Origin of the sequence: Marinobacter nauticus ATCC 49840 (genome assembly GCF_000284615.1) — a bacterium.
GTDB lineage: Bacteria > Pseudomonadota > Gammaproteobacteria > Pseudomonadales > Oleiphilaceae > Marinobacter > Marinobacter nauticus.
Genome location: NC_017067.1, coordinates 3180707 through 3203078 on the forward strand (window position 1 = coordinate 3180707; position 22372 = coordinate 3203078).

The 22372-nt window shown below is 58.5% G+C and carries 22 protein-coding genes and 1 tRNA gene; 13 read left to right on the forward strand and 10 right to left on the reverse strand.

Annotated features, from left to right (window positions below; translation table 11 throughout):
- The first annotated feature begins 43 nt into the window (after positions 1–43).
- The 4 genes from MARHY_RS14800 to trmL all read left to right on the forward strand — a co-directional run bounded on the left by MARHY_RS14800 (position 44) and on the right by trmL (position 3687).
- Entirely contained in the window at positions 44–1165 is a 1122-nt protein-coding gene (locus MARHY_RS14800; RefSeq protein WP_041655051.1) for a tRNA nucleotidyltransferase/poly(A) polymerase-related protein, read from the forward strand.
- A 13-nt stretch (positions 1166–1178) separates the two neighbouring features.
- On the forward strand, positions 1179–1919 hold the full coding sequence (locus MARHY_RS14805; protein WP_014422521.1) for a pteridine reductase: 741 nt from the start codon (positions 1179–1181) through the stop codon (positions 1917–1919).
- Between the two features lie 125 nt (positions 1920–2044).
- A complete protein-coding gene (locus MARHY_RS14810; protein WP_014422522.1) occupies positions 2045–3223 on the forward strand; it encodes an acetyl-CoA C-acetyltransferase in 1179 nt (392 codons plus the stop codon).
- Positions 3223–3687, forward strand: a complete 465-nt coding sequence (gene trmL / locus MARHY_RS14815; protein ID WP_011786605.1) for a tRNA (uridine(34)/cytosine(34)/5-carboxymethylaminomethyluridine(34)-2'-O)-methyltransferase TrmL — start codon at positions 3223–3225, stop codon at positions 3685–3687. Before MARHY_RS14810 ends, trmL begins: the two co-directional genes overlap by 1 nt.
- 67 nt (positions 3688–3754) lie before the next feature.
- Here the strand turns inward: trmL and secB are convergent, their stop codons facing one another.
- Entirely contained in the window at positions 3755–4252 is a 498-nt protein-coding gene (secB, locus tag MARHY_RS14820) for a protein-export chaperone SecB (RefSeq protein ID WP_014422523.1), read from the reverse strand.
- 132 nt (positions 4253–4384) lie between these two features.
- Positions 4385–4801, reverse strand: a complete 417-nt coding sequence (locus tag MARHY_RS14825; RefSeq protein WP_014422524.1) for a rhodanese-like domain-containing protein — start codon at positions 4799–4801, stop codon at positions 4385–4387.
- 200 nt (positions 4802–5001) lie between these two features.
- Here MARHY_RS14825 and gpmM point away from each other — a divergent pair, with 200 nt between their 5' ends.
- The 4 genes from gpmM to MARHY_RS14845 all read left to right on the forward strand — a co-directional run bounded on the left by gpmM (position 5002) and on the right by MARHY_RS14845 (position 10012).
- Positions 5002–6549 carry a 2,3-bisphosphoglycerate-independent phosphoglycerate mutase gene (gpmM, locus tag MARHY_RS14830; protein WP_014422525.1) on the forward strand — a complete coding sequence of 516 codons (1548 nt, stop codon included), beginning with the start codon at positions 5002–5004 and terminating at the stop codon, positions 6547–6549.
- 56 nt (positions 6550–6605) lie between these two features.
- A complete protein-coding gene (locus tag MARHY_RS14835; RefSeq protein ID WP_014422526.1) occupies positions 6606–7706 on the forward strand; it encodes a murein hydrolase activator EnvC family protein in 1101 nt (366 codons plus the stop codon).
- 84 nt (positions 7707–7790) lie between these two features.
- On the forward strand, positions 7791–9197 hold the full coding sequence (locus MARHY_RS14840; protein ID WP_014422527.1) for a S41 family peptidase: 1407 nt from the start codon (positions 7791–7793) through the stop codon (positions 9195–9197).
- On the forward strand, positions 9194–10012 hold the full coding sequence (locus MARHY_RS14845; protein WP_014422528.1) for a divergent polysaccharide deacetylase family protein: 819 nt from the start codon (positions 9194–9196) through the stop codon (positions 10010–10012). The genes MARHY_RS14840 and MARHY_RS14845 overlap by 4 nt, the downstream gene beginning before the upstream one ends.
- Here MARHY_RS14845 and hisF read toward each other — a convergent pair.
- From hisF to MARHY_RS14870, 5 genes are all read right to left on the reverse strand, one after another.
- Positions 10009–10782 (reverse strand): imidazole glycerol phosphate synthase subunit HisF, encoded by a 774-nt coding sequence (hisF, locus tag MARHY_RS14850; protein ID WP_011786612.1) that lies wholly within the window; start codon positions 10780–10782, stop codon positions 10009–10011. The two genes, MARHY_RS14845 and hisF, sit on opposite strands and share 4 nt — an antisense overlap.
- A 9-nt stretch (positions 10783–10791) precedes the next feature.
- Positions 10792–11529 (reverse strand): 1-(5-phosphoribosyl)-5-[(5-phosphoribosylamino)methylideneamino]imidazole-4-carboxamide isomerase, encoded by a 738-nt coding sequence (hisA, locus tag MARHY_RS14855; protein ID WP_014422529.1) that lies wholly within the window; start codon positions 11527–11529, stop codon positions 10792–10794.
- Complete coding sequence (gene hisH / locus MARHY_RS14860; RefSeq protein WP_014422530.1) at positions 11523–12164, reverse strand: imidazole glycerol phosphate synthase subunit HisH; 642 nt, start codon at positions 12162–12164, stop codon at positions 11523–11525. Before hisH ends, hisA begins: the two co-directional genes overlap by 7 nt.
- Positions 12165–12191: 27 nt before the next feature.
- Positions 12192–12785: an imidazoleglycerol-phosphate dehydratase HisB gene (gene hisB, locus MARHY_RS14865; protein WP_011786615.1), complete on the reverse strand. Its 594-nt coding sequence runs from the start codon at positions 12783–12785 to the stop codon at positions 12192–12194.
- Between the two features lie 102 nt (positions 12786–12887).
- The gene (locus MARHY_RS14870; RefSeq protein WP_014422531.1) at positions 12888–13349 is read right to left on the reverse strand and encodes an SRPBCC family protein; all 462 of its coding nucleotides are present in this window, start codon (positions 13347–13349) and stop codon (positions 12888–12890) included.
- A gap of 196 nt (positions 13350–13545) precedes the next feature.
- Between MARHY_RS14870 and MARHY_RS14875 the strand changes: the two genes are divergently transcribed.
- The 4 genes from MARHY_RS14875 to MARHY_RS14890 all read left to right on the forward strand — a co-directional run bounded on the left by MARHY_RS14875 (position 13546) and on the right by MARHY_RS14890 (position 17367).
- Complete coding sequence (locus tag MARHY_RS14875) at positions 13546–15771, forward strand: AsmA family protein (RefSeq protein WP_014422532.1); 2226 nt, start codon at positions 13546–13548, stop codon at positions 15769–15771.
- Positions 15771–16835 carry an A/G-specific adenine glycosylase gene (mutY, locus tag MARHY_RS14880; RefSeq protein ID WP_014422533.1) on the forward strand — a complete coding sequence of 355 codons (1065 nt, stop codon included), beginning with the start codon at positions 15771–15773 and terminating at the stop codon, positions 16833–16835. The genes MARHY_RS14875 and mutY overlap by 1 nt, the downstream gene beginning before the upstream one ends.
- A 64-nt stretch (positions 16836–16899) precedes the next feature.
- Positions 16900–17172 carry an oxidative damage protection protein gene (locus MARHY_RS14885; protein ID WP_014422534.1) on the forward strand — a complete coding sequence of 91 codons (273 nt, stop codon included), beginning with the start codon at positions 16900–16902 and terminating at the stop codon, positions 17170–17172.
- Between the two features lie 119 nt (positions 17173–17291).
- Positions 17292–17367 (forward strand) — tRNA-Phe (locus MARHY_RS14890).
- 192 nt (positions 17368–17559) lie between these two features.
- Here the strand turns inward: MARHY_RS14890 and MARHY_RS14895 are convergent.
- From MARHY_RS14895 to MARHY_RS18815, 3 genes are read right to left on the reverse strand one after another with little or no spacing between them, the layout of a single operon-like run.
- Positions 17560–18897, reverse strand: a complete 1338-nt coding sequence (locus MARHY_RS14895) for a serine hydrolase domain-containing protein (protein WP_158011894.1) — start codon at positions 18895–18897, stop codon at positions 17560–17562.
- Between the two features lie 14 nt (positions 18898–18911).
- Positions 18912–20429: a phospholipase D family protein gene (locus tag MARHY_RS14900; protein WP_041655616.1), complete on the reverse strand. Its 1518-nt coding sequence runs from the start codon at positions 20427–20429 to the stop codon at positions 18912–18914.
- Entirely contained in the window at positions 20377–20553 is a 177-nt protein-coding gene (locus MARHY_RS18815) for a hypothetical protein (protein ID WP_162132545.1), read from the reverse strand. The genes MARHY_RS14900 and MARHY_RS18815 overlap by 53 nt, the downstream gene beginning before the upstream one ends.
- Before the next feature lie 234 nt (positions 20554–20787).
- Here MARHY_RS18815 and MARHY_RS14905 point away from each other — a divergent pair, with 234 nt between their 5' ends.
- Entirely contained in the window at positions 20788–22356 is a 1569-nt protein-coding gene (locus MARHY_RS14905; protein ID WP_014422537.1) for a methyl-accepting chemotaxis protein, read from the forward strand.
- The last annotated feature ends 16 nt before the right edge of the window (positions 22357–22372 follow it).

A 22372-nucleotide genomic window follows, 5' to 3' on the forward strand; every position in this document is an offset into this window, starting at 1 on the left:
ATCGCGGTTACCGATGAATTGGCAATCAGGAACAAACTGCATTATGCAAACCTATCTGGTGGGCGGCGCTGTCCGCGACAAGCTGCTCGGCCTGGGCGTTAAAGACCGGGATTGGGTAGTGGTTGGTGCCACCCCAGAAGACATGCTCCAGCGAGGCTTCAAACAGGTAGGGGCGGATTTTCCGGTTTTCCTGCATCCGGACACCGGCGAGGAATACGCCCTGGCCCGGACCGAGCGCAAGCAGGGGCGCGGGTACCACGGGTTCAGCGTTTACAGTGCACCGGATGTCTCCCTGGAAGACGATCTTCGCCGCCGTGACCTGACCATCAACGCCATGGCAGAAACCGAGAGCGGCGACCTGGTGGACCCGTTCAACGGCCATGCAGACCTGGAACAGAAAAAGCTTCGCCATGTGTCTGAGGCTTTCGCCGAAGATCCCCTGCGCATCCTTCGCACCGCCCGCTTCGCCGCGCGCCTGCAGCCACTCGGGTTCAGCATCTGCCGGGAGACCATGTCGCTGATGCGGCAGATGGTCACCAGTGGCGAACTCGGAGACCTGGTACCAGAGCGGGTGTGGCAGGAAGTTCAGAGGGCATTGCATGAACAGGCTCCAGGCGTGTTCTTCGATGTGCTCCGGGAGCTCGGCGCCCTGAAGGTGCTGATTCCTGAATTGACCGATGAACAGGCTTTCCGCCAGGGTCTCAGCGCCCTGCAGTGCATCCACCGCAAACAGGGGTCTACCGCCCAGCATTACGCGGCGCTGCTCAGTGGCGTGCCCGAGCCAGACGCCGTTGCCAGGGCTAAAGCCATGAAAAGCCCCAACGACTGTCGGGAACTGACCCACCTGGTCTGCCTGTTCATGGCTCAGTTGAACGGAGCCTCGCCTGAAACCCGGCTGACACCGGAACTCGCAATGGAGCTTCTGGACACAGCCGATTTCTGGCGCCGGCCCGATCGTTTCGGCGTTTTGCTGGGTACCCTCGCCTGCACCCTTCAGAGCGAACCCGCCCATTTAGCTCAGCAACTGGAACTGGCCGCACATCGGGCCCAGAGCGTAACCCCTCACCCGTTCCTGCAAAAAGGCATTCAGGGCAAAGCTCTGGGCGAAGCAATCCGGAAAGAGCGCGTAGCCCGTATTACTGAGGCACTGCACTTACCGGAATAAGGAAAGATACCCCATGCCCCACCCCGTCGCCCTGATCACCGGCGCAGCCCATCGCCTGGGCGCCCAGACAGCAGAAACCCTGCACGCTCGCGGCTGGAATGTTGTGATTCATTACCGTGGCCGTCAACAACAGGCCCGCGCACTGGCCGACAAGCTGAACCAGCAGCGCCCGGAATCCGCCGTGTGTTACCACGCCGATCTCACCGACATGAACCAGCTCCGGCAACTGGCGGAACAGGCCTGCGCGCATTGGGGGCAGTTGAATGCGCTGGTCAATAACGCTTCCGTGTTTTACCCCAACCCCACCGAAGATGCCTCCGAACAGGACTGGGACACGATACTGGGCGCCAACCTGAAAGCCCCCTTCTTCCTGCTTCAGCAATGTTTGCCTGCGCTAAAAGCGGCCTCTGGCAGTGTGGTCAACATGATCGACATCTACAGTGAGAAACCACTGAAGGACCACCCCCTTTACTGCGCCAGCAAGGCGGGGCTGGCAGCCCTAACCCGCTCCTGGGCCAAAGATCTGGCGCCGGATGTTCGGGTAAATGGCGTGTCGCCAGGCGCCATCCTCTGGCCGGAAGGCGAATCAGCCGTGGACGCAGCCCACCAGCAGGCCATTCTCGATAAAACGCCCCTGACCCGCACCGGCAACCCCGCCGACATTGCCGGTGCCATTGCCTACCTGGTATGCGACGCGCCGTTTATCACCGGCCAGATACTGTCGGTGGATGGCGGCCGCAGCCTGAATATGTGATCACCCGCACCAGAACAACCCCGACCTTCGTTGTTTTGGCCGGCAAGCGCTTTGCCGCTACAATGCCTGCCATTCTTATAAACGGGCGCCACCCAACCAGGTGCCCAGATTAACGGAGAGTTCTCATGCGTGATGTTGTTATTGTTGCCGCCAAACGTACCGCCATCGGCAGCTTCGGTGGTGGTCTGTCCAGCCTGCGTGCAGACCAGCTGGGTACGGCCGTGATCAAGGCCGTGATGGAAGAAACCGGTGTCGCCGGCGACCAGATCAATGAGGTTATCCTCGGCCAGGTACTCACCGCTGGCTGCGGCCAGAACCCGGCCCGACAGTCTGCCATCAATGCTGGCCTGCCAGCTTCCGTGCCCGCCATCACCATCAACAAGGTCTGCGGCTCCGGCCTGAAAGCCGTGCACATGGCGGTTCAGGCCATCCAGTGCGGCGATGCCGAGATGATCCTGGCCGGCGGTCAGGAAAGCATGAGCCAGGCGCCCCACGTACTGCCCAACAGCCGCAACGGTCAACGCATGGGCAACTGGAGCATGATCGACACCATGATCACCGACGGCCTGTGGGATGCCTTCAACGATTACCACATGGGTATCACCGCTGAGAACATCGTCGAGAAATACGGCATCACCCGGGACGAGCAGGATGCCTTTGCCGCCGCATCCCAGCAGAAAGCCGTCGCTGCGCAAAAGGCCGGCTACTTTGACGGCCAGATTGTTCCTGTCACCATTCCCCAGCGCAAAGGCGACCCACTGGTGGTGGACAAGGATGAGTGCCCCCGCGACGGCGTCACCGGCGACAGCCTGGGCAAACTGCGCCCGGCCTTCAAGAAAGACGGCTCGGTAACTGCCGGCAACGCTTCCTCCCTGAACGACGGCGCTGCCGTGGTGATGGTGTGCAGCGCAGACAAGGCGAAAGAGCTGGGCCTGACCCCGCTGGCAACCATCAAAGCCCACGCCAATGCCGGCGTGGACCCTACCATCATGGGCACCGGCCCGATTCCGGCCAGCCAGCGCTGCCTGGAGCGGGCGGGCTGGACTGTTGACGACCTGGACCTGATCGAAGCCAACGAGGCCTTCGCCGCCCAGGCAATTTCCGTTAATCGGGACCTGGGCTGGGACACCGCCAAGGTAAACGTGAACGGCGGTGCCATTGCCCTGGGGCACCCGATTGGCGCTTCCGGTTGCCGTATTCTGGTCAGCCTGCTGCACGAAATGACCCGCCGCGATGCCAAGAAAGGTCTGGCCACGCTGTGTATTGGCGGTGGCATGGGTGTGGCCCTGGCCGTTGAGCGCTGATGCTGCACGTGGTCCTGTACGAGCCGGAGATACCGCCGAACACCGGCAATATCATCCGGCTCTGCGCCAACACCGGCTGCCAGCTGCACCTGATTGAACCCCTAGGATTCTCCCTTGAGGACAAGCAGATGCGGCGTGCCGGGCTGGATTACAGCGAATACGCTACGGTAAAGATCCATCCGGATTACGACAGCTTTCTGGCCACCGAGCAGCCTTCGCGGCTGTTCGGTCTCACCACCAAGGGAAGTCGCCATTACCACGAGGTGGCGTTCCGGGACGGTGACTACCTGATGTTCGGGCCGGAGACCCGGGGCCTGCCGGAAGACGTGCGCAACGGGCTACCCGCCGAACACCGTCTTCGGGTACCCATGCGTCCGGAAAGTCGCAGCCTCAACCTTTCCAATACCGCCGCCCTGGTGGTTTATGAGGCCTGGCGGCAACTTGGGTTTGAGGGCTCGATCTGACCAATCCCGGGTAATCACCCACAAAAAAACCGGCCGAAGCCGGTTTTTTTTCGTTGAGCAGCAGCGCTTAGTGAGTCTGCTCTTCCTTGGCTTCACCCGCCGCCTCTTCCTGCTTGCGCTTGAGCGCCTGGGCATAGATCGCGTCGAAGTTAACCGGAGCCAGCATCAGGGCCGGGAAGCTGCCCTTGTTCACAATGCCGTCAATCGCTTCGCGGGCATAGGGGAACAGAATCGTCGGGCAGTAGGCGCCGAGCATCTGGCCAAGCTGCGGGCCTTCAATGCCGGAGATCATGAATACGCCGCCCTGCTGGATTTCGACGATGTACGCCACCTTCTCACCGACCTTGGCCGTTACGGTCAGGGACAGAACCACTTCATACTGGTTGTCGCTGATCTTGTTATGGGAGGTGTTCAGATCCAGGTTTACCTGGGGCTTCCACTGCTCCTGAAAAACCAGCGGAGAGTTGGGCGATTCAAAAGACAGGTCCTTCACATAGATGCGCTGAAGGGCAAACTGTGGTTGGTTCTGGTTGTCGTTGCCTGCGGCTTGCTGATTCTCAGCCATGATCAGTCCTTTCGTTCTCGTATTATGGGGCCAGGCCCGTTGTTATGTCGTCGTCTGCCGGAACAGTCTACTGCCAGGTTCCGAATGGTAATGTGAAACAGTGCGTCAGATCGTCACTCAGATCAAGCCCTGTTACTTTTTCACAAGTGGCAGGTTGCTGGCCTTCCAGTCGGTAATGCCACCATTCAGACGCACCACATTGCTGAACCCCTCGGCATTGAGCTGCTTGACCGCCATGGCGGCATGCTGCCCCATCTTGTCGACAACAATAATCTGCTTGTCTTTGTGCTTGCTCAGCTCATTAACGCGGCTTTTTAGACTATTAAGCGGAATGTTCACCGAGCCGGTAATGCGGCCTTCGTTGAAGTCTTTGCGATCGCGGATGTCCAACACCACCGCTTCATCCTTGTTGATCAGCGTAACCGCGCCCTGGGCCGAGATCTTGGCACCACCCCGGCGCGATTCCAGCACGATGATGGCCAGCAGGAACGCCACAAACAGCGACACCAGAATGTAGTGATTAACAACAAATTCAAACAAGCGGTCCATGAAACTACCCTGACAATTGGTTTGGCCGGATTATACACACCCACACCGGCTCACAGAAGGCAGTCGCCCCGCCATGATAGCGCCAGCACATCGTGATCATGAGCAATGCTTCAGCGAACGCGCGTGGTCTGAGTAAATGAAAACGGTTACAATCTGCCCCACTCAAATTCTGTTCTTTTTGCAACCAAGCGGACGACACGATGACCGAGACGCGCAAGCCCACTGCACTGATAATTCTCGACGGCTGGGGCCACCGTGACCCGGCGGAAGACAATGCCATCTCCAATGCCAACACCCCCTTCTGGGACAGGATCTGGCAGAACCAGCCGAAAACCCTGATCAACACCTCAGGGATGTTTGTTGGCCTGCCCCAGGGCCAGATGGGCAACTCCGAAGTGGGCCATATGAATCTCGGCGCCGGCCGCGTGGTGTATCAGAGCCTGACGCGCATCGACAAAGATCTCGAAGATGGCGGTTTCCAGAAGAATGAGGCCCTTTGCAACGCCATCGACAAGGCTGTTGCCAATGGCAAGGCCGTACACCTGATGGGCCTGCTGTCTCCGGGCGGCGTCCACAGCCATGAAGATCATATTCTGGCGGCCGCTGAGCTGGCTGCAGCCCGTGGCGCCAAAGAAGTTTACATCCATGCCTTCCTGGATGGCCGTGACATGCCACCACGCAGTGCCCGCCCTTCTCTGGAAAAAGCCGCCGCGAAAATGAAAAGCCTGGGCGTTGGCCGGGTAGCCACCATCGTTGGCCGGTATTTTGCCATGGACCGGGACAACCGCTGGGATCGCGTGGAAGCGGCCTATAACGCCATGACCCTGGGCGAAGCCGAGTTCATCAGCGACGACCCGGTGGCGGCTCTGGAGCAGGCCTATGAGCGTGGCGAGAACGACGAGTTCGTGAAGCCCACCCACATCCGGGCCGATGGCGAGCCCGAGGGCATCATCAATGACGGCGACGCCGTGTTGTTCATGAACTTCCGAGCCGACCGCGCCCGGGAAATGACCCGCACCTTCGTAGAGCAAGACTTCGACGGTTTCGACCGCCGCAAGCACCCGGAACTGGCAGATTTCGTGATGCTCACCGAATACGCCGCTGACATCAAAACCTCCTGCGCCTACCCGCCCGAGCAACTGGCCAACGGCCTGGGCGAGTACATGGCGAAGCAAGGTAAAATTCAGCTGCGCATTGCCGAGACCGAGAAATACGCCCACGTGACCTTCTTCTTCAATGGCGGCCTGGAAACTCCCTTTGAAGGTGAAGATCGCATTCTGGTGCCATCTCCCAAGGTGGCCACCTACGACCTGCAGCCGGAAATGAGCGCACCGGAGGTTACCGACAAACTGGTTGAAGCCATCAAGAGCGGCAAGTACGACCTGATCGTCTGCAACTACGCCAACGGCGATATGGTTGGCCACACAGGCAAGCTGGACGCCGCCATCAAGGCCGCCGAGTGCCTGGACCAGTGTGTACAGCGTGTGGTTGAGGCCCTGGATGAAGTGGGTGGCGAAGCCTTGATTACCGCCGACCACGGCAACTGCGAGCAGATGACCGACCCCAACTCCGGCCAGGTACACACCTCCCACACCATTGGCCCTGTGCCTCTGGTTTACACCGGCCACCGCAAGGTGAACCTCCGGGATGACGGCAGCCTGTGCGATATCGCACCGACGCTGCTGGCCCTGATGGGTACCGAAAAGCCTTCGGAAATGACCGGGCACAGCCTGGTCGAGTTCGACTGATCGCTCCGCCGGTAAAGGTGTTGCGTAAACTGACCGTCGTGGTGCTGGCCCTCACATTGGGGGCTGCACCTTTAGGCGCCCAGCAGGATGTGACCCCCGAACAGGTCGAGGCGCTGAAGGAGCGTATCGCCGACATCGACCGCTGGCTGGCCGATGCCGAAGAAGACAGGTCAACCCTTGAACAGCAACTGGCGGCCACCGAGCGCAAAATCAGCACCCTGACCCGGGAACGCCGTACCCTTCGGCAGCAGGTCCGGGAACAGCAGGAGCGCCTGGCCGAGCTTCGCGCCCAGGAAAGCGAGCTGGCCAATACCCTCGAACAGCAACGGGAAAACCTGAAACTACAGATCCGGGCAGCCTGGATGGAAGGCGACGCGCCGGCTCTGAAAGTATTGTTGAACGAGATTGAGCCCGGCGAAGTTGCCCGCACCCTCACCTACTACGAATACCTGAGCAAGAATACCGTCTCCCGCCTGGAAGCGTTCCAGCGCAGCCTTCAGGAACTGAAAGCCGCCCGCGCCGCCGTTCAGGCCACCCGCACCGAACTGGCCAAGACCGAAGCCGATCTGGAACAGCGCCAGCAGCAACTGACCCAGAGCCGGCACGATCGGGCCAGAACACTGGCCGCCCTGAATGACGACATCCAGAACCGCCGTAGCGAGCGCCAATCCCTGGAAGCCGATCGCCAGCGCCTGGAGCAATTGCTGAAAGAGGTGCAGCAGGCCATTGCCAGCATTCCGGCCCCGAACGAATCCAGTCCGTTCAAATCCCGCCGCGACAAACTGCCCTGGCCCGCAAAAGGGCGGGTAGTCAGCAATTACGGCGCCATGTACGCCGATGGCAAACTGCGCCGTAACGGCATTCTGATGAATACCGCCGAAGAAGCAGAGATCAAGGCCGTGCACTATGGCCGGGTGGTATTTGCCAACTGGCTGCGTGGGTTCGGGCTGATCACCATCATTGATCACGGCGATGGCTACATGACCCTTTACGGCCACAGCAGCAGTCTGTTCACAACCCCCGGTGACTGGGTGCGCCCGGGCGAGACCATTGCCCTGGCCGGACGCACCGGCGGCACCGAGGACCCGGCCGTGTATTTCGAGGTACGGAGCAACGGCAAACCCGTGAACCCCAGGAGCTGGCTGGGCAAGCCATAACAGGGCTGACAAACGGCGTTGCGGGCGCCATACTGTCCGGGTCAGGAACCAGTCCAACTATTGGAAACAAAACAGGATATGTGAATGAAACGGGCCAGAAGTACACTCAAGACCTCGCCATTGCGCACCATGATTCTTGCCACCTGTTGTTTCACAGCCCCCGGACTGGCCCTGGCACAGGATCAGGACGCTCAGACCCAGCAGATTCTGGACTCCATTCAGAGTGGCGAGCGGGTTGAACTGAAACTTCCAGACCCGGAAGAACAACTTCCGCTGGAAGACCTGCGCAAGTTCACCGAAGTGTTCAGCCGCATCAAAGACGCCTACGTGGAAGATGTCTCCGACACCCAGCTGCTCGAGAGCGCCATCAAGGGCATGCTGTCCGACCTGGACCCGCACTCTACCTACCTGGCCCCCAAGGATTACGAGGAACTGGAAGAAAGTACCTCCGGGGAATTTGGCGGCCTTGGCATTGAAGTGGGCATGGAGAACGGCTTTGTCAAAGTCATCTCTCCCATCGACGACACCCCGGCCCAGAAAGCGGGCGTTCAAGCTGGCGACCTGATCATCAAGCTGGACGAAAAGCCGGTGAAAGGAATGTCGCTGGAAGAAGCCGTTAACCTGATGCGCGGCAAGCCCGGCACGGTGCTTACTCTGACCATCATGCGCGAGGGCGAAAGTGCGCCTATCGAGATTGATGTCACCCGGGATGTGATCAAAGTCACCAGCGTTAAATCCCGGATGATCGATAACGGCTACGGCTATGTCCGTGTCACGCAATTCCAGGCCGAGACTGGCCGGCAGTTCCTGAAAGCCCTCAGCGATCTGGAAGACGAACACGGCAACGATCTGGACGGCCTGATCATTGACCTTCGCAACAACCCCGGCGGTGTGTTGCAAGCTGCCGTAGAGACCGCGGATGCCCTGCTGGACGAAGGCCTGATTGTTTACACCGAAGGCCGTATCCAGAGTTCACGCCTGCGCTTCAGTGCCAAACCCGGCGACGTCATGGCTGGCACACCTATTGTCGTGCTAATCAACGGTGGCTCTGCTTCCGCGTCGGAAATCCTTGCCGGCGCGCTCCAGGACCATGAACGTGCGGTGGTGATGGGTACCCAGTCCTTCGGCAAGGGCAGTGTTCAGACGGTTATACCGCTGGACGAGACCCACGCCATCAAAATGACCACAGCCCGTTATTTCACGCCGGATGGTCGCTCCATCCAGGCCACCGGCATCAAGCCGGACATCGAGGTGCGCCCGGCGGAATTGAAAGAACTCGACAGCAGACCATTCTTCACCGAAGCCGACCTGAGCGGTCATCTTGAAGGGGAGAATGAGGAGGAGGCCCGCAAGGCCAGAGAACAGGCTGCGGAAGCACAGGCTTCTGCGGCCGACCGGGACTATCAGCTGCGGTCGGCCCTGAACCTGCTGAAGGGCTTGCACATCCTTAACCGGAAGAACGACAGCAAGCCGCAGGAAAACGCCCAGTGACTTTACGCTCGACCCTCGCGCTGCTGGCGCTTCTGGCCATCAGCCCTGTCGCTGCGTTTGCGTCAGGGCCGGGTGAACCCCAGCAGCCCACCATTGCCATCATTATTGATGACATGGGCCACAATCGGTACGAGGGCGAGCGACTGGCAAAGCTTGACCAGCCCCTGACACTGGCCTTCCTGCCTTACCGGCGCCACACAGTTCCCTTGGCGAAGCTGGCCCACGCCCAATCCAAGGAAATCATGTTGCACGCCCCGATGGCCAACACCCGCAACTTCGGTCTCGGCCCGGGCGGACTGACACCGGATATGGACGAGACGACCATCACCACCACCCTGCGCCGGGCACTGCAGTCCATTCCCTTTGTCAGCGGTGTGAACAATCACATGGGCAGCCTGCTTACCCAGCAACTGGAACCCATGGACTGGGTCATGAAAGAGCTGGACCGCTACCCGGTGTATTTCGTCGACAGCCGCACCATTGCCAATTCCATCGCCGGCAGTGTGGCCGATGCCTACAACATCCCGAGCCTGACGCGCGATGTGTTTCTCGATCACGAACAGACGGAAGAGTTTGTCGACAAACAGTTCAAACTGCTGATTCAGACCGCCAGGGAAAAAGGCACGGCCATTGGTATCGGACACCCCCACAAGGTCACCGTGGATTATCTGGAGAAGCACCTGCCGATGCTGGATGAACAGGGCATTGCCATCGCCACGGTCAGTGGTCTCTGGGCCATGCGCAACGGTAATCGGGAGATGTTTGCGGAAGGTGAGAAGCAGGCCATTCGGCCTGCCTATGCACGCAGCAATTAATCGCGGACTTCGATGCCCTGAGCCTTCATAAAGGCTTTGGCTTCAGGGATGGTGTGCTGACCGAAGTGGAAGATGGATGCCGCCAGCACCGCGTCTGCGCCACCCTGGGTAACGCCATCCGCCAGATGCTGTAGCTCACCGACACCACCTGAAGCAATCACCGGTACGACTACCGCATCGCTGATGGCACGGGTCAGGCCAAGATCAAAGCCGATCTTGGTGCCATCACGATCCATGCTGGTCAGCAGCAACTCCCCTGCCCCCAGCTCAACCATTTTCTTCGCCCACTCTACGGCATCCAGCCCGGTTGGCTTGCGACCACCGTGGGTAAAGATCTCCCAGCGCGGCTCCTCGCCTGCTGCGCTCACGCGCTTGGCATCGATGGCGACGACAATGCATTGCCGGCCAAAACGCTCCGCTGCCTCCCGCACAAACTCAGGATTGAAGACTGCGGCCGTATTGATGGAGACCTTGTCGGCTCCGGCATTGAGCAGTTTGCGGATATCATCGACGGTGCGCACGCCACCGCCCACGGTCAGCGGGATGAACACTTCCGCCGCCATGCGCTCTACCGTTTCGTAGGTGGTGTCGCGGCTTTCGCTGCTGGCCGTGATGTCCAGGAAAGTGATCTCGTCCGCGCCCTGCTCATTGTAGCGACGGGCCACTTCCACCGGGTCGCCGGCGTCGCGGATATCGACAAAATTCACGCCTTTAACCACACGGCCTTTGTCGACGTCCAGACAGGGGATGATGCGTTTTGCCAATGCCATTGTCAGTCCTCAGTTTTTCAGGCTGTCGCAATAGGCTTGCGCTTCCGCCACATCCAGAGTGCCTTCGTAGATGGCGCGGCCGGTGATAGCACCGATGACACCTGTGTCGGCAACGGTGGCCAGGCGCTTGAGGTCGTCCATGTTGGTAACGCCGCCAGACGCAATCACCGGGATGCCACCTTCCTCTGCCAGCTTGGCGGTGGCTTCGACGTTCACGCCCTGCATCATGCCGTCACGGGCGATGTCGGTGTAAACGTTTGAGGATACGCCGTCGTTGGCGAAGCGCTTGGCAAGATCTACCGCCATGACTTCAGAGACTTCGGCCCAGCCGTCGGTGGCGACGCGGCCGTCTTTGGCGTCCAGACCCACAATAATGTGGCCGGGGAATTCCTTGCACATTTCGGTGACGAACTCAGGCTCTTTAACCGCCTTGGTGCCGATGATGACCCACTGCACACCAGCCTTCAGATAGGCCTCAATGGTTTCCGCCGAGCGGATGCCGCCGCCGATCTGGATGGGCAGATTCGGGTACTTCACTGCAATTGCCTTTACGATCTCACCGTTTACCGGCTCGCCGGCGAAAGCGCCGTTAAGGTCAACCAGGTGCAGGCGGCGAGCGCCAGCATCTACCCACTTGGTGGCCATGTCGACGGGGTCGTCACCGAATACAGTAGAGTCTTCCATGCGGCCCTGGCGCAGTCTTACGCATTTGCCGTCTTTCAGATCGATAGCGGGGATAATCAGCATGTTCCGGTCCAGTTCGTAAAGTTTTCCAGCAACTGCAGTCCCGCCCGGGCACTTTTCTCAGGGTGGAACTGCACTGCAAAGATGTTGTCTCTCGCCACCGCTGCCGCCAGATCGACACCATAATGAGTGCGGCCGGCCATATCGGCGTTGCCTTCGGCTTCGGCGTAGTAGCTGTGTACAAAGTAGAAGCGGTCACCGTCCGGTATGTTGTGCCAGAGCGGGTGGTCCTGAGTGTGGTACACTTGGTTCCAGCCCATGTGGGGCACTTTCAGGCGTTCGCCGTTTTCGGTGAGGTTGTCGCCGAAGTAGCGGACTTCAGACGGGAACAGGCCGATACCTTCCACACCCCCGTTTTCTTCGCTGCGGGCCATCAGGGCCTGCATGCCAACGCAGATGCCGAGGAACGGCCGGTCCCGGGATACTTCTTTAACGAGCTCAACCACGCCCAAACGGTGCATTTCGGCCATGCAGTCGCGGATGGCGCCAACGCCGGGCAGAATCACCCGGTCAGCTTCACGGATTTTGGCGGCATCGTCTGTAACCAGTACGGTGCAGTCCGGGGCCACGTGCTCCACGGCTTTGCGGGCGGAATGCAGGTTGCCCATGCCGTAGTCGATGATGGCGACGGTCTTCATGGTGGTTCTATTCCTATCGGTGACCGGTTACAGGGCGCCTTTGGTGGACGGGGTGATGCCCGCCATGCGCTCGTCCATTTCAATCGCCATGCGCAGTGCGCGACCGAAGGCTTTGAACACGGTTTCGATCTGGTGATGGGTGTTCTTGCCCTTCAGGTTGTCGATGTGCAGGGTCACCATGGAGTGATTCACAAAGCCCTGGAAGAACTCTGCGAACAGATCGACGTCAAACCCGCCCACGCTGGCGCGGGTGTAGGGTACGTCCATGAGCAAACCGGGGCGGCCGGACAGGTCGATGACCACGCGTGACAAAGCTTCATCCAGGGGCACATAAGCGTGGCCATAGCGGCGAATGCCTTTTTTGTCGCCCACAGCCTGCTTGAAGGCCTGGCCCAGAGTGATGCCGATGTCCTCCACGGTGTGGTGGTCATCGATGTGCAGGTCACCCTTGCAGGTAATGTCCAGATCCACCAGGCCGTGGCGGGCAATCTGGTCCATCATGTGTTCAAGGAACGGCACACCGGTGTCGAAATTGGCTTTGCCGGTGCCGTCGAGGTTGATCTCGACGGTAATCTGGGTTTCGAGGGTATTGCGTTCTACCCGAGCCTTGCGTTCGGCCATGGAGACTCCGTTGAAAACTGGCTTGCTACCGTAAACTTTGTTTGCGGATTATACCTGTTAACTCAGCCGGAGTCCCGCAACCGGATCAATGACCCTGATAGCTCAGAACGCTTTTTTCAGGTTGGCCATGTAGGTGTCCACAAGGCTGTTGAACTCGTGCTTGATCACCGGGCTGATGGCCAGCTTGAGCAGGCTCGGCAGGGGAACGGTCAGCTCTGCGCTGGTCTGGAATTTCACTGCGGTGGCGTTGTCGCCTTTGGCAGTCAGGGTCCAGGAGCCACTGACAACTCCGTTGCCCTCGCCCTTGATGGGAGACCAGGTGATTTTGCCGGCGGCTTTGTCGGCGTGGTAGGTGCAGGCGTAAACCGACTGGATAGCGTGTTTGTCGACGCCTACCTTTTCCATTTCCCAGCGGTAGGCGTTATCGCCCAGGTCCACCAGTTTATCGACTTTCGGAAAGTGGCTGGCAGATTTGGGAACGTCTGCCAACAGATCGAAGACTTCATCATAGCTTGCCGGAATTTCCAGATCCCGGTTCAGCTCAATCGATACGGTAATGGCCACAGCCGACTCCTTATTATGTTTATTTGTGCCTCGGGGCAGGCTGCCCCGGCGGATAAATTGGGGGTGTATTTTGAACCAAGACTACCGCATTGTCATATTCCTGCACTGTTAATTTGCTAACCCTGCGTTATCCTTTGCTTTATTCACGCAATAAAACGCCGGCCACCAGCCTGCCGACAGGAAAAGGAACCCAGCCATGAAAGCTATCCGCTATGCGATCTACGCCGTTATTGCGCTGCTGTTACTGGCAGTGGCCGCCGTCGCCATTGCGGTTGCGGTGATCAACCCCAACGATTACAAACCCCAGATTGAAGCGGCTGTTGAGAAGCAGACCAATCTGGACCTGATGCTGGAGGGCGACATCGGCTGGTCTTTCATTCCTCTGGGCCTGGAGCTGAATGAGGTAGAGGCCAACCTTGACGGCGAGAGGTTTGTCGCACTGGAGCAACTGATTGCCCAGATTGATTTCTGGTCTCTGATTGCCATGTCTCCGCAGGTAAACACCTTCCTGCTGAATGGCCTGGATGCCCACCTGGAAGTTAACGAGCAGGGCGAAGGCAACTGGACCCGGATAATGCGGGAGCAAACCGCCACCGCTGAGGCTGGCACCGCTGCTGCCGAACAACAACCCGCCCAGGAAACAGCCGAGCCTGAGACACAATCCGCCAGCGGTGAGGCTCTCAACTTTAATGTCGAGAACGTTGAAATCAGTAACGCCAGCGTTCACTACAACGATCTGAGCACCGGGCAGTCTGTTACGCTGGAAGACTTCACGGTGACCGCCAGTGATATCACCCTCGGTTCCGAATTCCCCCTGGATATCCGCTTCCGCGTTGAAACCAGCCAGCCGCAGTTTGCGGTAGACGGCAGCATCAAGGCCCGCATCCAGGCAAACCAGGCGCTCAACGAATTTGCGGTATCTGGCCTGAACGCGGTATTTGATATGTCGGGCGAGCCGTTTGGTGGCGAATCGGTGACCGCAGAACTGGCCGGTTCCCTGGCCGCCAACCTGGAAAACGAAACCGCGTCCCTGAGCGACTTCTCCGCCAGCCTGGCCAATCTTAGCCTCAATACCAACCTGAATGTAAAAGGCTTTGGCGACAAGCCGGCTCTGGACGGTCGCATTGAGATTTCCGAGTTTTCCCTGAAGGAGCTTCTCAACAATCTGGGGCAACCCGCCATTGAAACCACGGACCCTGAGGTACTGAAAGCGATCGCGCTATCGACCAACCTGGGTGGCGAGCCCGGCGTTGTCGCGCTGTCTGACCTTGTCATTACCCTGGATGATACCCGCTTCAACGGTGGCGGCAGCTATAACCTCGCCACAGGTGGGCTGGTGTTCGACCTAGAGGGTGACAAGCTGAATGCTGATCGTTACCTGCCGCCCTCGGCCGAAGGCGATTCGCAAGGAGTAGGCAACGGGGACACACAGACCGACAGCAACACTCAAACAGCTGGGGCATCACAGCCTGAAACCGACCTGCTGCCACTGGAGATCCTGCGCACCCTGCTGCTGGACATTGATTTCGGCCTGGGCGAGCTGATTGTCAGCAACCTCACCATCAACGACATCGCCGCCAGCACCACCGCCAAAGATGGACTGCTGCAAGTAGACGAATTCAGCGGCAAGCTCTATTACGGCAGCTTTGGCGCCAACGCCACCATCGACGCCCGTACCGACAACCCGAAATGGCGAATCCGCTCGGACGTGACCAACGCACAGACCCTGCCGTTGTTAACCGATCTGGCCGAGGTAGACATGCTCTCTGGTGGTGCCAATCTGAAAGTGGCTGTCGATACCACTGGCAACCGGATTTCTGCCCTGCGTGAAAACGCCAACGGCGAGATCAGCTTTAACCTGGCCGAAGGCGAGTTCCGCCAGATGAACCTGACCCGTATGGCCTGCCAGGGTATCGCCCTCGCCAACCAGGAATCCCTGACGACCACTGACTGGGGCACGACTACCCCGTTCAACGACATGCGGGGCACACTGAAAATCGAAGGCAACACCCTGAACAACACCGATTTGGTCGCGGCGCTTGCGGGTATGCGCCTGGAGGGCAACGGCACCGTAGATCTTGAGCAAACTGACCTGGACTACGAACTCGGCCTGCGCATAGTTGGTGAAATTCACCGGGACGAAGCCTGTCGCGTGACCGAGTATGTGGAAAACGTGGTCATTCCCGTGGAATGCCGCGGCAACTTCGCCGAAGACCCGGCCGGCTTGTGTTCGTTTGATGGCTCCCGCTTCCGGGACACCCTGAAAGACATTGCGGCCAACGCTGCCAAGGCAAAAGCTCGTGAAGAAGTGGACCGCGCCAAAGAAAAAGCAGAAGAGAAGGTGCAGGAAAAACTGAAAGAAAAGCTGGGCGAGGATGCCGGCGGGAAGGTGAAGGACGCCCTGAAGGGACTGTTCAACTGATGCCGGACCGTTTCGCCGACAGACTGCTTCGCTGGTACGACCAACACGGCAGGCACGACCTGCCGTGGCATCACAACCGCAACGCTTACCGGGTCTGGGTGTCGGAGATCATGCTCCAACAGACCCAGGTAACTACCGTGATTCCTTACTTTGAAGCCTTCATGGCCCGTTTTCCCGATGTCCACGCCCTCGCCTCGGCGCCGGTCGATGATGTGCTCGGCCATTGGTCCGGCCTGGGCTATTACGCTCGGGCACGCAACCTGCACAAGGCCGCAAAACAGGTAGTGGATGAGTTCGGCGGCGAATTCCCGGCCGACCAGGAGCAACTCGAAAGCCTCACAGGAATTGGCCGCTCTACCGCCGCTGCCATTGTCGCTCAGGCCTTTGAAAAACGCGCAACCATTCTGGATGGCAACGTGAAGCGCGTGCTGGCGCGCTACCATGCCGTTCCCGGATGGCCGGGACAGACTGCCGTGCTGAACCAGCTCTGGGAGCACGCGGAGAGCCACACGCCGGAAGCCCGGATCAAAGACTACACTCAGGCGATCATGGACCTGGGCGCCATGGTGTGTACCCGCAGCAAGCCCGGATGTGAGGCCTGCCCCGTGAACGATGGCTGCCTGGCCTACGCCCGTGACGAGATCCGCCTGTACCCCGGCTCAAAGCCCAAGAAGGAAAAACCGGAAAAAACCACCTGGATGCTGATCCTGGAGGATGCCGAAGGCCGTATTCTGCTGGAACGCAGGCCACCCAGCGGCATCTGGGGCGGCCTGTGGAGCCTGCCCGAACTTGACCCGGCCTACGGCACGGATGAACTGCAGGACGCCTGTGCCAGGGAGCTGGGGCTGAACTGCCACAACCCGGAACCCATCAGCTGTTTTCGCCACACCTTCAGCCATTATCATCTGCACATACAACCGGTACGCCTGCCCGTAACCGGTAACACCCAGGTTGGCGATTCCGACCGCTTGCGCTGGCTGCACCGGGATGAAGCCCTCAACCTGGGACTGCCCGCCCCGATCCGCACCCTGCTGACGGAACCCGAGCAAGCCACGCTGCTGTAATCAAGCCAAGGTGCCGGATGGTCTGTTATCATGCCGGCATACTGACCTCAGCACAGGAGCCGACATGAGCCGCACTGTATTCTGCCGCAAGTACCAGAAAGAACTGGAAGGCCTGGCCATGCCCCCGATGCCCGGCCCCAAAGGCCAGGATATCTACGAGAACGTATCCAAGCTGGCCTGGGAAGAATGGCAGAACCAGCAGACCATGCTGATCAACGAAAAACACCTGAACCTGATGGACGTGAACAACCGGAAATACCTGCAGGCGCAGATGGACCGGTTCTTCAACAACGAGCCGTTCGACCAGGCCGAAGGCTACGTACCACCTGAAAAATAGGACGATTGATCAAGGCCTGAACAACCGGCAAAAACTTCCGAAAATTTTTGCCGGCCGGCCTTGACTCCCAAACCCTAAACCGGTTTAATAGCGCCCCGTTGCAGCACACAGCTCAACACGCCCGGATAGCTCAGTTGGTAGAGCAGGGGATTGAAAATCCCCGTGTCGGTGGTTCGATTCCGCCTCCGGGCACCATGAATTCAATAACTTAGCCCGCCTTGTGCGGGCTTTGTTGTTTCTGGTGTCCACGAAGTGTCCACAAGAGCTTTGCAGTACTCAGCAGTCAAAAGCTAGATGGCCTTCCAACTCCTTCTATCGGAGGAGCGGTAATCGGATCAGCCGCCAGACAAGGCTCTTTATCCCCCCGACACCAACGCCTTCGCGCCATCAAGGCCCTCCCGCTGGCCCTGCACCGCGCTCCTGACTCTTCAGATAATCCGCCACAGCCCGGTAAGCCGGCAAGGACGTCGGATCATTCGCCGCATTGCCGGCAACCGGGTTGGAGGCAAAGCGGACGATGACCATATCGGCAGCAGGATCTATCCAGATCGTTTGGCCATGCACACCGCGCGCCGCGAACGCCCCGTGGTCGTCGTGGCTGACCCACCACATGCCACGATAGCTCCAGCCATCGAGAAGTTCATATCCGGCTTTGGCAAACACCGCCCGGTCGCCACCATTGCGAATACTGGCAATCGCCTGGGCCGGGATAATCTGCTCGCCGGCCCACTTACCCTCGTTCAGCACGAGTAAACCGATTCGCGCCATATCACGCAACGTGGCGTTGAATCCGCCGCCAGCAAATGGAGTACCTATGGAATCGACCGTATAGAAAGCTTCACGCTCTGCCCCGATCTTTGACCAGATACGCTCGGAAAAGTAGTCGGCAACCGAAACCCCGGTCGTTCTTGCGATCAGCCAGCCCACCACATCTGAATTAATGGTTTTGTAGCCGAACGCTTCACCGTGCTCTCCGTCTTTTCTGACCGTTTTCAGGTAATCGAAGTAGCTTCGAGGCCCTTCACGTTGTTCGCTCACCAGATACGGACTCCCGGCCCTGGCATAGGTCCAGACTTCGGCATCAGGATCAGAATAGTCTTCCGAGTAGTCCAGCGCGGTGGTCATATCCAGAACCTGGCGAACCGTTGCATCACCGAATGCACTGCGTCCCAGTTCGGGAATGATGTCTCCCACCAAAGCGGTTTCATCCAGCTTGCCTTCGGCCACCAGCACCTCGCCGAGAAGCCCCGTCAGGCTCTTGGTGACGGACATTGCGCCGTGCAGAGTGTGCTCATCAAGGCAGCCATCGTAACGCTCATAAACCACCCTGCCCTGGTGCAGAACCAGGATGCCGTCGGTGTAATTCGCGTCAAAGGCATCGCGCCAGGTCATTGAGGCCTTACCTCCCAGGGGCAAGAATTCGACCCCCTCTATGCCGGCATCCATGTCTACAGGAAGCTCACTGACACCCTCGCTGCCATTACGTACCACCGTCGTCGGCATCAGCTCCCGGAAATGACAGACCGTCCAGCGCAGTTTAGGAAAGGCAAAATAGTCCGGATCCGTGAAGCGAATCGTTTTGTCGGGCGCCGGAGGAAAACCCTGCATCAGGCCGAGAGCGTCTGGAGTGGAGTCCGGCGCAGACAGCTGTGTCGCTTCCTGGGCCACAGCAGTCCCGCCAAGCGCCAGAGACAGCGCAAAGCCCAGGATTACAGCTGAGTTCATTGTCTTTTCCTTATTCAAAGCAGCCACTCAATTGGCAGTATCGACAACAGGAAAATGCCCGTGCGTTGCAAAAATCCTGTATTGGGTTCCTGCTCATGGCGAATGACATCGCCATCAACGTGCTCTATCCAATAAAGCTCACCGTTCTCGGTTAGTCGAACTTCGTAAGCCCGCAACGGGATGCTTTCTTCAAAGGCCTCGTGGATCTTTTCTGAAAGCGCCGGGCTCTCAATCACAAAGCCCAGCTCGGTGTTCAGGTTGATCGAGCGGGGATCGAAATTGAAGGAGCCAACGAACAGTCTCTCGCCGTCAACGGCAAAGGTCTTTGCATGCAGGCTGGAGCCCGAACTACCGAAGGGCCCGGCGCTCTGGTTCCGATCGTCATTGGGAGAGAGCCTGCGCATCTCATAGAGGTGAATACCGGCCTGAAGCAGTGCCTTGCGACGTTTGGCATAACCCGCATGCACAGCGGCTACGTCGGTGGCATCAAGAGAGTTGGTCAGTATGCTTACCTCAATGCCTTTACTCGCCAAAGCCGCAAACGCATCCACACCCGCGCGGGTTGGCACGAAGTACGGGGAAATCAATGCGACCCGGGATTCGGGTTCTCCAAGAATTTCGCCAAGCTTATGCGCCAGCAAATCTTCCTTTTCAGATTTCCCAAGCCCTTTGGCGGGGCTATCACTGACCATTCGGGTTCTGGCCCAGTCGAACTCCAGTACCCCAGACAACAACTGACGCACAAAATCAGATTCGGAAACTGCCTTCACATAGTCTGTCGCCGCCTGGTCGTTCTCAAGCTTCAGCGCACGACGCTCCAGCTCGCGCAAATCCGCATCGGAAGCCGCGGGCAACAGCTGTTCAACGGGATACGCAGAGGCACTGGCCCAATATCGATCAAAATCACTCGATACCTCAGGCACCACCGGGCCGATAGCCAGCACGTCCAGATCCGCAAAAAGAACGCCGGCGGTGGCACCAAAATACTCATCACCGATATTCCGGCCACCGACAATGGTGGCCTGGTTATCCGCCGTGAATGACTTGTTGTGCATGCGCCGGTTAGCCCGCGAGAAGTCCGTCAGGTACCCCAACCATTTGGGATTACGGATCGCAAACGGGTTAAAGAGTCGTACTTCAATGGAAGGATGACTTGCCAAGGCAGCGAGTTCGGCGTCTAACCCGGAGGTGCCGTTATCATCCAGCAGCAACCGGACCCGCACTCCCCGCTCAGCCGCCGTATGCAGTTCTTCCAACAGCAGTGTTCCGGTTATATCGCCATGCCAGATGTAATACTGAACGTCCAGCGTTCGATCGGCGGCGCGCGCCAGCAGAACGCGGGCAGCAAAGGCATCCCGAGGGTTTGCCAAGGTATGGATGCCACTATTACCAGGATAGCTCTCCAACTGCGGCGCAATGGCCTGTCCGAGCCGGGTATCGGCGGCCTCATCCAGGTCCAGGGCGCTGGACTCCGATCGGTCAGCGATTGGCAATGCGCAGGCCGACAACAAGACCGATAAAAAGAAGACCATCAGCAACGTTAACGTCCGTTGCTTTGGATTCGCGAAACCAAAATCCGGAATAAATTGTCTCAACGTGCCTGCCCCAATAGCGCCCCAACTCGCATGAAAACAGATTTGCCCAGGTAATGACCATAGGCGTTGATATCCAATGGTCAGACTACCATGTCGCTGGCGTCCGCCCTCTGCCCTATTAACAATCGGGCGATTATTCAGCCGGTCCTGGCGCAAACACCATCCTTAGCCATTCTCACAATTAAATTTACAAATCTTTTTCAAACTCAACTAAAAATTCAGGAGAAAATGCCGTATACCGTCCCAACAGGCCATTAAATGACTCGCAGGGAGGCGGTTACCAAAGGAAAAATCGATGCGTGCTTTTTGGGGAAACCTTGCGGTGGGAAAGAAGCTGGCTTCCAGCTTTGCGATTCTGGTGCTGCTCATCCTGATCGTCGCGGTCGTCAGCATCACCTCACTCAACGACTACAACCATCGCGTATCGATATTAAAACAGGCCAACCAAGCTGAAATCTCGTTGCTGGAGGCTGAGCGGGAGGAGAAGAACTATCGGATACACGAAACCCCCGAATCCATTGATCGAGCCGCCGACTACCTGGTGCAAACCAAAGCCGCTCTGGCCACATTGATAACACTGATCCAAAACGCAAGCGACCGGCAACTGGTTGAACAGATACGCGCCGATATCGAAGACTATCAGTCTCTCCTGAACACCTATACGGCAAGCCTATCCGCAGGCGCTGCTGATACGTCGTCCCTCGAAGAACAACTATTCAAAGCCGCTCACAACGCCATTGACAAGACCGAGGAACTGAAAGAACGCGAGCGGATTCTGATGGAAGAGCGATATGACCTGACGGTTATCGAAATCATCGCTATAACCGCACTGGCCATGTTTGTGGCGGCGATCGTGGCATGGACCCTCACTCGCTCAATAACACGCCCGATTAACGAAACCCTGAGTATTGCCAACAAGGTTGCATCGGGCGACCTCACCGTGGATAGCCGAAGTAGTCGCGGTGACGAGTTTGGCCAGCTGTTGGCAGCGTTTGGCATCATGGTCACCAACCTCCGGGGACTGATTCAGGAAATCAATCAGGGTGCGGCCAGCATCGCTTCGGCGTCAGAGGAACTCTCTGCGGTCACCCACCAGACAAATATGGGAGTCGCCGAGCAGAAGTCGCAAACAGATCAGGTCGCCACAGCGCTGAATCAGATGGTCGCGACGGTCACTGAAGTTGCTCGAAGTGCCGAAGCCGCCTTTCAGTCCGCAAATCACTGCAGCGACAAGACAGAAAGTGGTACAGCGGCTACCAACGAGACCCTCAGCTTCGTATCCGAGCTGAACTCGCAAAGCACCTCGGTCATGCAGCAACTCAATACCCTGAAAGCCGAAACCGACAATATCGGCACGGTGCTGGACGTTATCAAAGCAGTTGCTGAGCAGACCAACCTTCTGGCGCTGAATGCTGCGATCGAGGCTGCCCGGGCCGGAGACCAGGGGCGCGGCTTTGCCGTAGTGGCGGATGAAGTAAGATCGCTTGCCAAGCGAACCCAAACGTCTGCAGTGGAAATCGAGTCCTTGATCGGCAACCTTCTCGCCAGCGCCGAAGCGGCCGTATCAGACATGGGGCGCGGGCACCAATTAGCCAAGCAAACACTGGAACGTGCAGAACTGGGAGGCACAGCCATTCAGGCCATTGCGGAAGCTGTTGAAGAGATTCGCCGTTACAACAGCCAGATCGCTACCGCCGCTGATCAACAGATTTCGGTTGCCGAAGACATGAACAAGAATATGACTCAGATCCGGGATATTGGAGACCAGTCTGCGGCCTCCACGGAGCAGGTATCGGTGGCCAGCGAGGAGCTGGCAAGACTAGCCGAAGGGCTTCACACGCAAATCGCGCAATTCCGGTACTGACCAACCCAGCGGGCCT

Excerpts from the sequence above, each read along its gene's own strand:
- MARHY_RS14800 (WP_041655051.1), top strand. The coding sequence starts at position 44 with ATGCAAACCTATCTGGTGGGCGGCGCTGTCCGCGACAAGCTGCTCGGC.
- MARHY_RS14805 (WP_014422521.1), top strand. The coding sequence starts at position 1,179 with ATGCCCCACCCCGTCGCCCTGATCACCGGCGCAGCCCATCGCCTGGGC.
- MARHY_RS14810 (WP_014422522.1), top strand. The coding sequence starts at position 2,045 with ATGCGTGATGTTGTTATTGTTGCCGCCAAACGTACCGCCATCGGCAGC.
- trmL (WP_011786605.1), top strand. The coding sequence starts at position 3,223 with ATGCTGCACGTGGTCCTGTACGAGCCGGAGATACCGCCGAACACCGGC.
- secB (WP_014422523.1), bottom strand. The coding sequence starts at position 4,252 with ATGGCTGAGAATCAGCAAGCCGCAGGCAACGACAACCAGAACCAACCA.
- MARHY_RS14825 (WP_014422524.1), bottom strand. The coding sequence starts at position 4,801 with ATGGACCGCTTGTTTGAATTTGTTGTTAATCACTACATTCTGGTGTCG.
- gpmM (WP_014422525.1), top strand. The coding sequence starts at position 5,002 with ATGACCGAGACGCGCAAGCCCACTGCACTGATAATTCTCGACGGCTGG.
- MARHY_RS14840 (WP_014422527.1), top strand. The coding sequence starts at position 7,791 with ATGAAACGGGCCAGAAGTACACTCAAGACCTCGCCATTGCGCACCATG.
- hisF (WP_011786612.1), bottom strand. The coding sequence starts at position 10,782 with ATGGCATTGGCAAAACGCATCATCCCCTGTCTGGACGTCGACAAAGGC.
- hisA (WP_014422529.1), bottom strand. The coding sequence starts at position 11,529 with ATGCTGATTATCCCCGCTATCGATCTGAAAGACGGCAAATGCGTAAGA.
- hisH (WP_014422530.1), bottom strand. The coding sequence starts at position 12,164 with ATGAAGACCGTCGCCATCATCGACTACGGCATGGGCAACCTGCATTCC.
- hisB (WP_011786615.1), bottom strand. The coding sequence starts at position 12,785 with ATGGCCGAACGCAAGGCTCGGGTAGAACGCAATACCCTCGAAACCCAG.
- MARHY_RS14875 (WP_014422532.1), top strand. The coding sequence starts at position 13,546 with ATGAAAGCTATCCGCTATGCGATCTACGCCGTTATTGCGCTGCTGTTA.
- mutY (WP_014422533.1), top strand. The coding sequence starts at position 15,771 with ATGCCGGACCGTTTCGCCGACAGACTGCTTCGCTGGTACGACCAACAC.
- MARHY_RS14885 (WP_014422534.1), top strand. The coding sequence starts at position 16,900 with ATGAGCCGCACTGTATTCTGCCGCAAGTACCAGAAAGAACTGGAAGGC.
- MARHY_RS14895 (WP_158011894.1), bottom strand. The coding sequence starts at position 18,897 with ATGAACTCAGCTGTAATCCTGGGCTTTGCGCTGTCTCTGGCGCTTGGC.
- MARHY_RS14900 (WP_041655616.1), bottom strand. The coding sequence starts at position 20,429 with ATGGTCTTCTTTTTATCGGTCTTGTTGTCGGCCTGCGCATTGCCAATC.
- MARHY_RS18815 (WP_162132545.1), bottom strand. The coding sequence starts at position 20,553 with ATGGTCATTACCTGGGCAAATCTGTTTTCATGCGAGTTGGGGCGCTAT.
- MARHY_RS14905 (WP_014422537.1), top strand. The coding sequence starts at position 20,788 with ATGCGTGCTTTTTGGGGAAACCTTGCGGTGGGAAAGAAGCTGGCTTCC.